The sequence below is a fragment of the Levilactobacillus mulengensis genome, from assembly GCF_003946045.1.
Taxonomy (GTDB): Bacteria; Bacillota; Bacilli; order Lactobacillales; family Lactobacillaceae; genus Levilactobacillus; species Levilactobacillus mulengensis.
On sequence record NZ_RHNW01000010.1, the window covers coordinates 105,610 to 118,298 of the forward strand.

13 protein-coding genes are annotated in these 12,689 nt (G+C 48.3%); 12 read left to right on the forward strand and 1 reads right to left on the reverse strand.

Features of this window, described 5'->3' with window-relative positions:
* Positions 1-160 precede the first annotated feature (160 nt).
* The 11 genes from EKM84_RS09930 to EKM84_RS09980 all read left to right on the forward strand — a co-directional run bounded on the left by EKM84_RS09930 (position 161) and on the right by EKM84_RS09980 (position 11,142).
* Positions 161-895: a response regulator transcription factor gene (locus tag EKM84_RS09930; protein WP_125765611.1), complete on the forward strand. Its 735-nt coding sequence runs from the start codon at positions 161-163 to the stop codon at positions 893-895.
* Positions 892-2,361, forward strand: a complete 1,470-nt coding sequence (locus EKM84_RS09935; protein ID WP_125765612.1) for a sensor histidine kinase — start codon at positions 892-894, stop codon at positions 2,359-2,361. Before EKM84_RS09930 ends, EKM84_RS09935 begins: the two co-directional genes overlap by 4 nt.
* A 65-nt stretch (positions 2,362-2,426) precedes the next feature.
* The gene (locus EKM84_RS09940) at positions 2,427-3,575 is read left to right on the forward strand and encodes a class I SAM-dependent methyltransferase (protein WP_125765613.1); all 1,149 of its coding nucleotides are present in this window, start codon (positions 2,427-2,429) and stop codon (positions 3,573-3,575) included.
* A gap of 184 nt (positions 3,576-3,759) precedes the next feature.
* Positions 3,760-4,623, forward strand: coding sequence for a GRP family sugar transporter (locus EKM84_RS09945; RefSeq protein WP_125765614.1), 864 nt, complete (start codon positions 3,760-3,762; stop codon positions 4,621-4,623).
* 131 nt (positions 4,624-4,754) lie between these two features.
* On the forward strand, positions 4,755-6,101 hold the full coding sequence (locus EKM84_RS09950; protein WP_125765615.1) for a glucose-6-phosphate isomerase: 1,347 nt from the start codon (positions 4,755-4,757) through the stop codon (positions 6,099-6,101).
* Between the two features lie 504 nt (positions 6,102-6,605).
* Positions 6,606-7,022, forward strand: coding sequence for a hypothetical protein (locus EKM84_RS09955; RefSeq protein ID WP_125765616.1), 417 nt, complete (start codon positions 6,606-6,608; stop codon positions 7,020-7,022).
* A 169-nt stretch (positions 7,023-7,191) separates the two neighbouring features.
* Positions 7,192-7,905, forward strand: coding sequence for a hypothetical protein (locus EKM84_RS09960; RefSeq protein WP_125765617.1), 714 nt, complete (start codon positions 7,192-7,194; stop codon positions 7,903-7,905).
* A gap of 48 nt (positions 7,906-7,953) precedes the next feature.
* Positions 7,954-8,532 carry a hypothetical protein gene (locus EKM84_RS09965; RefSeq protein WP_125765618.1) on the forward strand — a complete coding sequence of 193 codons (579 nt, stop codon included), beginning with the start codon at positions 7,954-7,956 and terminating at the stop codon, positions 8,530-8,532.
* Between the two features lie 386 nt (positions 8,533-8,918).
* Positions 8,919-9,386: a Panacea domain-containing protein gene (locus EKM84_RS09970; RefSeq protein WP_125765619.1), complete on the forward strand. Its 468-nt coding sequence runs from the start codon at positions 8,919-8,921 to the stop codon at positions 9,384-9,386.
* Positions 9,383-9,790 (forward strand): hypothetical protein, encoded by a 408-nt coding sequence (locus EKM84_RS09975; RefSeq protein ID WP_125765620.1) that lies wholly within the window; start codon positions 9,383-9,385, stop codon positions 9,788-9,790. The genes EKM84_RS09970 and EKM84_RS09975 overlap by 4 nt, the downstream gene beginning before the upstream one ends.
* Positions 9,791-9,921: 131 nt before the next feature.
* Positions 9,922-11,142, forward strand: a complete 1,221-nt coding sequence (locus tag EKM84_RS09980) for an RNA-guided endonuclease TnpB family protein (RefSeq protein WP_125765621.1) — start codon at positions 9,922-9,924, stop codon at positions 11,140-11,142.
* A gap of 227 nt (positions 11,143-11,369) precedes the next feature.
* On the opposite strand, the gene EKM84_RS09985 is transcribed toward EKM84_RS09980, so the two are convergent.
* Positions 11,370-11,627 (reverse strand): hypothetical protein, encoded by a 258-nt coding sequence (locus tag EKM84_RS09985; RefSeq protein ID WP_225418185.1) that lies wholly within the window; start codon positions 11,625-11,627, stop codon positions 11,370-11,372.
* Between the two features lie 203 nt (positions 11,628-11,830).
* Between EKM84_RS09985 and EKM84_RS09990 the strand changes: the two genes are divergently transcribed.
* Positions 11,831-12,535: an MIP/aquaporin family protein gene (locus tag EKM84_RS09990; protein WP_125765622.1), complete on the forward strand. Its 705-nt coding sequence runs from the start codon at positions 11,831-11,833 to the stop codon at positions 12,533-12,535.
* Positions 12,536-12,689: the final 154 nt, after the last annotated feature.

Below are 12,689 nucleotides of genomic sequence, written 5' to 3' on the forward strand. Positions count from 1 at the left end.
AATAATAGAAGAGAAAACGGTTACCGGCTAAAAGTTACAGAAACTTCATAGTTCTATCACCACCACTTCTGATTAACTTGTTAACTTCAGGATAACTATGAGCGACGAACTTTTTTGCCGGCACCGAATCCAGATAACGTTGGAATCAGTGGAGGTAACGATGAAGCTTTTAATGATAGAAGATAACCATTCAGTTTCGCAAATGATGTCGATGTTTTTTAAGAAGGAACAGTGGGACGCGCAGTTTGCCTATGACGGCAACGAAGCGGTCGAGATGTTTTCCGCCACGCCCAATGATTGGGACATGGTCACGCTTGATCTGAACCTGCCCGGCATGGACGGGATGCAGGTCAGCGCGGAGATTCGTAAACTTTCGCCGACCGTGCCGATCATCATGTTAACGGCCAGAGACTCCGAAAGTGACCAGGTCTTGGGATTGGAAATGGGGGCCGACGATTACGTCACCAAGCCTTTCAGTCCCATCACGTTGATTGCGCGGATCAAGGCGCTGCACCGGCGCGCCGAGTTGGGACCCGTTTCCAAGACCACCGAAGATGATACCGCCAATGATACTGAGGCGTTTGACGTGGTCACGGAAAACTTTAAGCTCAACACCAAGACCCGGGAAGCCTACCTGAACGACCGACAGATTGAGGACCTGACGCCCAAGGAATTTGACCTCCTGAAGACGTTGGCCCAGAAGCCTCGGCAGGTCTTCTCCCGCGAACAACTCCTCCAGCTGGTCTGGGACTACGAGTATTACGGGGATGAACGGACCGTGGACGCCCACATTAAAAAGCTCCGGCAGAAGATTGAAAAGGTTGGTCCGCAAATCATTCAAACGGTTTGGGGAGTCGGTTATAAATTCGATGACAGTGGAGCAAACAAGCAATGAAACTCATGTATCAACAGATGTTAGGGTTCTTTGCGGCCATTATGATTATTTTGGTCATCATGGGCGTGTCGTATTCGCAGATGACCCGGCGCATGGTGTACAGTAACACCTGGAACTCGCTGGAAAAATATTCAAACAGTCTGATTGAGCAGTCCCTGCGAATCAGTTCGCAGAAGCCCAACACCGTGCAATTTGACACGACCTCGCTCGAGAGCAGTGAACAGCTGCTACAGAACCAGGCGGTCAGCACGACCATCTACAGTGCAACTAATAAAATCGTTTTTCCCGCCAACGTCTACCAACAGGCCATCGATAAGTCAGATTGGAAGAAGTTGAAAAATAACCAAATCATTCACAAAGTCGTCGATCGCCGGGTTCGTAACAAGAATGGTCGGGTCAGTCCGGCGATGACCGAAGTTATGAAACCCTACTTCTATAATCATAAATTAGTGGCGGTCGTAGTGATGGGGGCCTTCGTCTCGGACATCAACACCAACGTGAACCAAATCAACCGCAATTTGATTCGGGCACTATTGGTTTCGTTCTTAGTGGCCGTAGTGGCGAGCTACATTTTAGCTCGGTACTATACGTCACGAATCAACCGACTGCGGACAGCGACCAATCAGGTGTCTAAGGGAAATTATGACATTCAGATGGCGAGTCGCAACCGCGATGAAATTGATGACTTGATCAATGATTTCAACGGCATGGCTCACTCGTTGAAGGATTCACAAGAAGAGATTCAACGTCAGGAGCAACGGCGCCGTGAATTCATGGCCAACGCGTCCCACGAAATGCGGACGCCATTGACCACCATTAACGGCTTGCTGGAAGGCTTGGCCTACGATGCCATTCCCGAAGAGAGCAAGGAAGAGAGCATCGATCTGATGCGGAGTGAAACCAGTCGCTTGATTCGGTTGGTCAACGAAAACCTGGATTACGAGAAGATTCGGTCCAACCAGATTGCCCTGAACCTCCACGAGTTCAACGCGGTCGATGCGCTACACAACATCGTGGAACAGCTCAAGCAAAAGGCCGATGATTCCGGCGACGTCTTAGAGTTACAGTCGCCCGAGAAAATTGCGGTGTACGCCGACTACGACCGGTTTGTGCAGATTATGTTTAACATCACGCAAAACGCCATTCAGTTTACCCAGCAGGGGCACATCACCATTTCAGCTCAGCGCGGGTACGAGGAGACCATCGTCAAGGTGGCCGACACCGGGATGGGGATGAGTGACGAGCAGCTGCAAAATATCTGGGAACGCTACTACAAGGCCGATCCTTCGCGGAAGAATACCAAGTATGGCGAGTCCGGTTTAGGGCTGTCCATCGTGCACCAGCTGGTCCAACTGCATCACGGAAAAATTAGCGTGACCAGTAAGGAAGGGGTCGGCACGACCTTTACCGTCATCTTCCCCGATCAGCACCAAACCAACTCGCAACGCGCAAAAACCACGGAATAGGGAATTCGCGGGAGTGTTTTGGGGCTAAACATGATACAATGAGGGAACCATTAAGGAGGAAACTTTTGAAACGAGTACAAATTACCGGGAAGTCCGTCCGTAAGTTTGAGGACGGCTATCCCATTGTCGCTTTAACCGACTTAGAAAATAACAAGGATTTTGATAACGGGGCCTGGGTCCAATTGGAAAACCATGGCCATTTCGTGGCGACGGCTTACTTCGCCAAGCAACACCGGGGAATCGGCTACGTGCTGAGCCTGAAGGAAAACGAACCCATCGACGAACGCTTCTTTACCGGCAAGTTCCGGGCCGCCGCTGCCAAGCGGAACGCCTTTGCCAACCAGGATGCCTATCGGCTATTTAACGGGACCGGCGATGGCCTCGGTGGCTTAGTCGTTGATGTTTACAAGGGCATCTACGTCTTCCGTTGGCAAAATGACGCACTGAAGCAACAAGCCCGGCTGATCTACGCGGGCTTCGAACGCATCATGGGCAAGGACCAGACCATTGTGGCCGTTACTCCTGGGCAAGAAAAGACGCAACTGATCAGTGGTGACCTGGGGCAACAACCCGTCAATATTTTGGAAAACGGCGTGACGTATCCCGTTGATTTGACGTTGAGTCGGCAGCAGTTAGCCTTAGAGTTCCGGGATGTCCGGGACTGGGCTAAGCAAAACGGCCAACAAAAGCGCGTCTTGAACTTGTTCAGCGCGGAAACTGGGTTAGTTGCCGCTGCCATGGTTGGTGGAGCCGTTGACGCTGTCAGCGTGGACCCCACGAACCGGGCGACAACCACGTTGCAGGCGCAATTGGCTGCCAACAACCTGGAACAAGCTCCCGTTGAAATGCGGACGATGGACGTGACCAACTACTTGGATTACGCCAGCAAGCATGGGCTGACCTTTGATATGATCATGATCAACCCACCTGCCTTTATCCGTGGTAAGAAGCGGACCTTTACGCTGGAACAGGACTTACAACCCCTGGTTGAACAAGCCTTGAAGGTCGCAACGACGGGGACGAAGATCCTGGTTACGGCGACCGCGCCAACGTATTCCATGAAGCACCTACAGTCAACGGTTAACGCTGCGGTAGAAAATTATACCGGTCATGTAACTGCTTTCAATACGTACGGTTCGCCAAATGACTTTTTGACCAACGTTGCCGACCGTCATAGTGAATCATTAAAGGGTTTACTCTTGTCGGTTGATTAATGAAAACGATTGAAAATGAACACAAGAAGGACTACTTGGTTAGATAGACCACTGACCAATTGGTCCTTTTTTTGCACAACAATGGTTTACTTTTCGAAAAGAAACATTTACACTTACTAATGCTAATTAAGAAGCGCTTACAGAGAGAAACGACAGAGATGAAACGAGAGTTGAGGTTTGCATTATGGGTATATTATTAGCTTTGATCCCCACGGTTTGTTGGGGAAGTATTGGATTGATCAGTGGCCGTCTGGGTGGGACTTCCTACCAACAGACGTTAGGGATGACCGCTGGGGCCGTTTTATTCGGAATCTTCTCATTGGTCTACTTCCACAGTGCCTTAACCGGCATGTCCATGTTGGTCGGGGTTGCCTCCGGTCTGTGCTGGTCAGTCGGTCAGTTTGAACAATTCCAATCCATGAAATTCATCGGGATTTCACGGACGGTGCCTATCTCCACCGGGTTACAACTCGTGGGGACGGCGTTGGCCGGGGTCCTGCTGTTCCATGAATGGAAGACGACCAAGATGGTGACAATGGGCACGATTGCCGTGATCGTTTTGATCATCGGGGCTGCCATGACGTCCTTGCGTGACAAGCGCGCCGCAGCCGGTTCGAGTCAACCCGTTGAAGCGGGTCGGGGCTCAATCGCCATCGTGATTTCCACAATTGGTTACGTGCTGTACACGGTTATCGTCACGGCATCCGGCTTGGATTCCAAGACCATCATCTTCCCACAATCTTTGGGGATGATCTTAGGGGCCTTGATCTTCGTAATGTTCTCCCGCCAAAAAGTTTGGCACAAGGCAACCGCCAAGAACATCATGACCGGTTTGGTCTGGGGCATTGGGAACTTCTTTATGTTCATGTCCATTCCAACGGTCGGCTTGGCCATCAGCTACTCCCTGGCACAATGTGGGATCGTTATTTCCACGTTCGGGAGCATCTGGTTACTGGGTGAAAAGAAGACTGGACGCGAAATGGTCTACATCACAATTGGCTCTCTGTTAGTTGTTGCTGGTGGGGTTACGCTCGGTTTAATGAAATAGTTATAAGGGACGGCTAACGTGGGTTGGCGTCCCTTTTTATTTTCTTAAAAAGTGTGGACTAGACCATTTACTTTTAAGGGGAATGCGTTATAATGGACTAGTCAAAACAATAAAAGTGAGGTTATCTAAATATGGCACATATCGCCTTCGATCGTTCCAAACTTGATCCGTTTATTCATGACAACGAACTTGGAGAAATGCAAGCGCTTGTCACCGCTGCAGATTCTGAATTACGCCAAGGTACCGGAGCCGGTAGTGACTTCCGTGACTGGTTGGCACTGCCCCATGATTACGACAAGGAAGAATTTGCCCGCATCAAGGCCGCAGCAAAGAAGATTCGTTCTGATTCTGAAGTCTTGATTGTGATTGGTATCGGGGGCTCTTACCTGGGTGCCAAGATGGCCGTGGACTTCTTACACGACACGTTCTTTAACTACTTACCAGCAGAAAAGCGTCAAGGACCACAAGTCTTCTTCGCTGGGAACTCAATCAGTCCGGACTACGTTCATGACCTGATCAACTTGATTGGCGACCGTGACTTCTCTGTAAACATCATCTCGAAGTCTGGGACCACGACGGAACCTTCTATCGCCTTCCGAATCTTCAAGGATATGTTGGTCAAGAAGTATGGTGCCGATGGGGCCAAGAGCCGAATCTACGCCACGACCGACAAGCAACGGGGCGCTTTGAAGACTGAAGCCGACGCTGCTGGTTACGAAACGTTTGTCATTCCTGACGGCGTTGGGGGTCGTTACTCCGTCTTGACTGCCGTTGGTCTGTTGCCAATCGCCGCATCTGGCGCTGACATCGATGAATTGATGAAGGGGGCCGCTGACGCCCAAGACGCCTACACCAACCCTGATTTGACCAAGAACGAAGCTTACCAATACGCTGCTTTGCGGAACATCTTATACCGCAAGGGTTACACCACTGAATTGCTGGAGAACTACGAACCACGTCTGCAGTACTTTGCAGAATGGTGGAAGCAATTGATGGGTGAATCCGAAGGGAAAGACCAGAAGGGTATCTACCCATCATCCGCAAACTTCAGTACCGACTTGCACTCCTTGGGTCAATACATCCAAGAAGGTCGCCGGAACTTGATGGAAACGGTCATCACCGTCGACAAGCCACAAAACGACGTTGACGTGCCTAGCGAGGCCGATGACTTAGATGGTTTGAAGTACTTGGAAGGCAAGCAAATGAGCTTTGTCAACACCAAGGCTGGCCAAGGGGTCGTCTTAGCCCACACCGATGGGGGTGTCCCTAACATGGGCGTCCACATCCCTGACCAAACGCCATACACGTTGGGTTACTTGATCTACTTCTTCGAAGTTGCCGTTGCCATTTCTGGTTACCTGAACGGGATCAACCCATTCAACCAACCCGGTGTTGAAGCTTACAAGGTGAACATGTTCGCCCTGTTAGGCAAGCCTGGTTTTGAAAAGTTGGGCAAGGAATTAAACGCTCGGCTCTAAACTTAAACTTTAAATGAAAGCATCGCTACGAATTTTGTGGCGGTGCTTTTTTGCCAGCCGGGGGTGAAATTGGCTTATCGGGTCTAGCCCTGAACGTCTAACGACCCATCAGTAGCCGTTTTAGTGTCCTAGGACGCGTTTGACGGGCGAAAACGTCTGACTATACCAATTTTCACATGCGACGCGCTCACGGCGATTTTAGACGTTATTCTGGGCTGGCGGTGAGGGGAAATGGCATTTGGTTAAGTGGACCGGTGAATTGTAATCGTGAAGCATAGGCACGCGAAAGGTAAAATCCGGGAGTCTTTGGTAGGGTAAATTGCCAATGACCCCCGGATTTTTACGTTAAAAATAAAAAAGTTGCTATTTTATTTAGCGGATGATACCAAACGACATAATGTGACATCCCCAACGTGTATGATTACGAGTGTCTGGTGAAACGGTACCAAGACAGTTGTGCCGGCAATCGGAAATCCGGTTTGTCAGGTGAAGGAGGATGTACATATGGATATAGTGAAAGGCGGACTCGCCGGCTTGCTGGTCGCGTTGAGCTTAGGCGGGGCCTTAGTCACAGGTTCAACGACGGCCCAGGCCAAGCCGCAGCCAGTCAAGGCTACGGTGACGGAGGTCAATGGTCAGAAGGTCGTCATGTATAACGGCAAGCAATACACGCTGAAACAAGGCATTGAGCTAGGCCTTACCAGTGATAGCAGCGTTAAGGCCAAGGAAAATCGCTGGACGTATAAGCTGACGAACGTCAAGGCCAAGCGGACCAAGTCTGGCAAATCGGTGAAGGTCAGCGGCAAATTAACCGTCACCAACATTCCGTTGAGCGTGTTTACGCCGGCTAAAAACGTGCAAATCGTGACGGCTAATAGTGTCAAGTTGGCAAAGGTCACGAAGCGGTTAACCTTTAGTTAGGTCGTGAAGACCAAAGCCAAGAAGCTGACACTACAGGCGGGCTATAACGGCAAGGTCAAGGGTCATCAGTCGTTTTTCGTTTTATCGGCCAACAAGAGTTTCAAGGTCAAGGCTTACAAGTAACACCTAATCTAAGTGAGAACAAAAAGTTCTAGAAAGTGGGATTATCATGAATAAATTAATGAAGACGGGGCTGTTAGCTGCCCTGAGTATTGTGTTAGTTGCCCCCAGTTTGACGACACCAGCCAGTGCGAAGAGTAAGGTCAAGGTGTTGTCGACTAGTAAGGTTGCCCACAAGACCTATCACGGGAGCATGGGAAACATTTACAGTAGTGTCAAATTGACGCACCGCAAGTACAAAATGAGCAAGTACCGTTATACCACCTGGACCGCTACCAAGAAGGCCGTTATTAAGAACCACGGTAAGAAGGGAACCCTGGCCTACATCAAGTCCGGCAGCAAGTCTGGCTGGATCTACAAGAAGTATCTGCGTTCTGGGAAGGCCCCGTTTAACAAGCAGAAGCGGCTGAATAATACCTATACGGCTTACTTGAAGGCATTGATGCCAGTTAACCGTGATGATAAAGACACCCCAGGTGAACGTAGTTACGATGCGTTGGCAAGTTCAATCGATAACAGTTGGGGAAATAATGGGTACTATGGTGAAGACGAGGTCAAGGTAGCAGCTAAAGATAAAGATGCTTTGATTAACGCGTATGCTGTGTTCAAAAACCGTTTCTCTGGCTCTCAACGGAAGAACTTGGATGCTATGGCTAAGCAATTAGATAATCTGGAACCCATCACAGATAACCTGGATGAAGTTGCCTCAACTATGGGAACGTTTGCCCAAGCTTTGAGCACGGCCGTTGGTGACTTAAGCTAGAGATTGATTCGACTGAAGTTTTAATAACTGCAAAGGAGCAGACCCAAAATGAAATTATTGAAAATCGTCAGTGCAGTGATGGTCGCCACGACCCTGGGCGCCGCAGTCGTGGTTGCCACACCAGGCGTGACGGCTGACGCCAAGGCTAAGAAGTCGTTGAAGGCGTTCCCTAAGTCGTTACGGCTTACCTGGTACCATTATGAAAAGAACGACAACGGGAAGTTTACGTACAGTAAGCTGACCTTTACCGCTAAGCGCCTAACCATGAAATGGGCAGGGTGGGGAACCACGAAAGCAAGCACGGATAAATACGTGCTCCATCAATACAACCCAGCTAAGAAATTGCCAAAGGGTAAAGATAGCTGGATCTTTGCCTATAAGGCCGGGAAGTCGACTAAAATGGGCGGCTGGAACACCACTAAGCGTGCGATGACGGCTAAGGATGCCCTTTCGAGTTACAAGGTCGTCACTGCTAAGGTGAACGGCAAGAAGGTTAAGGTGCTTCATGCTAAGAATTTGTCTTCGTTGCCCGTTGATATCCCGTACTACTACACCAGTAAGCAACTGACCAAGCAAACGAACCCTAAAGGCTATAATTATGGCAACGCATATGGCGCACAGAAGTAAGTCGTAAGGTCATTGCCACCTTTCACCTCCAGAGGAAGTGGCAATGGGGGCTGTTGGCTTGTGAGCTGATGGTAAAAGGGGACGTCCCCCGACTGCAGTCTTTCTACACAAAAGTTCCCTGGAGTCGGGGGATGTTCCGGAAAACAAGAAAAATACGTCTAATTATTTGTCATTTTAGGGCAAGTAGTCAGGCGTATTTTTTGATTGGCAGTCTTGGGTATTTTTAGGTGAAAAGTCAATGTCATGCAGGAAGTATCAAGCAACTAAACCAATCAGACACGATTGTTATTAGTTGATGAGAATCGCGGCAATTCGTTTACAAGAGCCTGAGTTAGCGGGTATACTACCTGTAGTCGTTAAGACGCAAGTGAAAGGGGCGAGAGCCGATGACCGATGTGTTCAAAATTGTTAATTGGTTTAGAGTGACCAGTAATGCAGAGATGCGAACGATTCAAGCCGATGAGTTAACACAAATGAAGGTCATGAAGCTGCTGTATTACGTTCAGGGAACGTATTTAGCAGCTTATGGTGAGAAGGCTTTTGCCAATGACCTCTTCGCTTGGCAGTTTGGACCGGTGGTACGTGAGGTCCACGAAAAATATCAGAATCGGCGGGGAATCGTTGGAAATTTAACTGACGACATAACTGCAGTCAATGACTATCAGAGTATTTCTGAATATTCCAGACTAGGCATCGTATTGACAGCTGTATGGGCGGCCCTTGGGGATCAATCAGCAACCGAGTTGATGCGGCGAACGCATGAGGAGCGGCCGTGGTTGGAAACACCTCAAAATACCGTCATCAGTCTTGAGCTAATGAAAGACTTCTTTATTGCTGAGGTTGTTGCTCAGTGACAAAACTCCGGTTAACACCCAAGTACGAGAAGTCTGCGAGAAAAAAGGTTGAGTTGCGAAAGCGAAAAGTTCTTAACTTTGAACCGGATCGCTTGGCGTTTAACTTTTCTTTCGTCACACGAGATAGAAAGTATGGCTTTGATGATAAGGGATTTACCAAAGTCGTCAAGGGACAATTGTTTGACAAAATGGTTCGACTCTCGTCAGAACGCTACAATGCGATTCTTGGATGGCCTAAACGACTGGGATTAGAAAATCTTCCTGAAAAAGAGGTTGCTGTGGCGGTTCATCCTGATTTTACGCGCTCGTTACGACACTTAGACTGTCTACCGGGTTTTTGGGTCTTCCGAATTTCAGATACGGGACGAATTATTGGGAGAATTCAGGAAAAAACGTTTTATTAAAAAACCAGGCAGAAAACCCGCGATTTTAATCGCGGGATGAATGCCAGAACTTAATAATATTTTCTGAAACATACGTTCCCCTAGAGGACTAAACATGGTATACTTAACCCAATCTACAGGGGAGGTATCCGTTGGCTAAATTAGGACGAACAATCAAGCTGAGACTCTATCCAGACACGAATCAAGCAGAACAGTTTCTAGCAATGAGTCAAGAATATCAACGATTAGCTAATGTTGTCAGTCAATGGATTTTTGACCATGAGTTTCAATTAAGCTGGTTAAAAATCAATCACCATCTATACAAAATATTTAGACAAAAATCACCGCTCAATAGTCAGATGGTCCAGTCTGTCTTTCGGACAGTAGTAACTCGCTACAAAACAGTGCAGGAACAGATGAAACAGCATCCTTACCGTTACAGGAACGAAGAAAACAACTGGGTTCAAGTTCCCAGGGACCTGAACTGGTTAGTGCAACCCATCCAGTTTCGTCGGCCACAAGCAGACTTGGTACGTCAGAGTAATTACTCTTTTGTAGACAAGATGCAACAAATTTCGATAACCACTCTAGGTAAACGGACTAAGTTGGGATTCACCAGCAAAGGATTTGAAAAATACTTTACCGAGGATTGGAAACTAGGTACCGCTAAGTTGGTTCACAATCGGGGTAAGTGGTTTTTGTATATTGGTATCACAAAGGAAACTAGTGATTTCAATCCCGAGGATAACCCTCAAATTGTGGGTATTGACCGAGGATTACGTTTTTTAGCAACCACTTTTGATAGTGAAGGAAAAACGCTATTCTTTGATGGTCAAAAAATCTTACGTAAGCGGAGGAAGTTCCTAGAAATTCGTCGACAACTACAAAGTAAAGGTACTAAATCTACCAAGAAGAAGCTGAAACGACTAGCTCAACGAGAGAACCGCTGGATGACCGATGTGAACCATTGGCTAGCTAAGACACTCGTTGCAGCATATGGGTCGCATACACTTTTTGTCTTGGAAGACTTAACCAACGTAACATTCAATACCGATGACTTACCTAAATCTCTGCGTAATAGCCATCGTTCCTGGTCTTTCTTCCAGCTAGAGTCATTCTTAACATACAAGGCGCAGGCTATTCAGAGCACTGTCGTGAAAGTGAATCCAGCATTCACTTCACAGAGATGTCCGAAGTGTGGGCTAGTTGAGAAGAACAACCGCCATCACGAAACTCACGAGTATTGGTGTCAGCAGTGCCAGTATCGTTGTAACGATGACAGATTAGGAGCTATGAATATTGCAATGCTTGGGCAAAGCTGGTTGAACGGTGTCAAGCGCCCAAAGATTAAGAAGCTAACAACTGCTGGGTAAACCTGGCAAGTTAAACGGGTAGCCGTCAATTACCCGATGATGTTGCCACTACGAGTAGGAGTGCCTATCAGGCATGCTGGACTACTGTGTCGCCAGACACGTGAGCGACAAGCCTCTGAATTCATTCAGGGGCGATTGACATCCTTGCTGTGGACACAAAATTTAGATTGTACAAGCATTAAAAAATGGACAACCCGTTTAACGGGCTCGGTCCATTTTTATTAGCATTAAGAAGCCACAGAAGCCGAACTGGCCACCACAGTAAAGTGGGTCACGACAAATTGTTTGCGCTGGTTCAGGTGCCCATAAAGCGCAACTCGTGCTCCGGACGTGGCCTGGTACAGGAAGTTCAAGCCGTGTTGGTGAATCAGGCAGTTGTGAACGTTACCGGTCTCGTCGGCAACCTTAGCAAAGATGAGTAGGGGACTGAGCTTGAGGACTTTCGGGTCAGCCATTATTTTTCCGTTGAATGCGCGTTGTTCCATGATCATCACCTCAAATAGTATTATACGAACAAACGTTCGATAATGCAAGCGAAAATTTTAGCGGCTGATTGCGATTAAGAAATAGCAAATTTTAGCCGCGTTCACTTGTTCAAAGGTGAACAGCATAAAATTCTACCGCTCGCCTTTGCTAAGATAGAATTGCCAGTAAAAATGGTAATACTTAGAAAAGGTGGGTGTCAATTTTGAATGGATTTATCGGTGAGTTTTTTGGGACCATGGTTTTAATCCTGCTCGGAGCCGGCACGGGTGCTGGGTTGAACCTGAATAAGTCCTATGCTAAGGGATCAAGTTGGCTGTTTGTCTGCACTTCCTGGGGATTGGCCGTTACGATGGGGGTCTATGTGGCCGGCGCATTGGGGTCAGATGGACATTTGAATCCAGCCGTCACGATTCCATTTGCCCTGTTTGGTCTCTTTCCATGGTCACATGTTTTACCTTACTTAGCCGGCCAATTTCTCGGTGCCTTTGTGGGTGCGGCAATCGTTATCCTGCAATTTGCCCCACACTTTAAGGCCAGTAAGGGTGAAGCGGAAGGCAACACGGTTGGGATCTTTGCGACGCGGCCAGCAATCAAATCGCCATTTTATAATTTTATTTCTGAAACGGTTGCGACCTTTGGCTTCGTCTTTGTTCTGCTGAACCTAGGGAACTTCACGCAAGGGCTGAAACCCTTTATCGTTGGGACGTTGATTCTGGTTATTGGGACTGGCCTGGGGACGACCACGGGCTTCGCGATTAATCCAGCCCGTGACTGGGGTCCACGGCTGGCGTACACGATTTTGCCAGTGCCAAATGGTGGCAGTGGTGAATGGTGGTATGCCTGGGTACCAATGTGTGGCCCGCTGCTGGGTGGCACGATTGCGGCGGCCATTAAGGTTGCCCTGTGACGCAAGTGATTATTTAAGCGACAAAAACGAGCCTGGAAACCCCAGACTCGTTTTTTGTGTAGTCATCTATATGGCCGAAACGTGCGACAAAAGGCACCCGGTTCCGCTTAAAACTGCTAACCAAACAATCCAAGACCAGGATTATTCGGTTAGC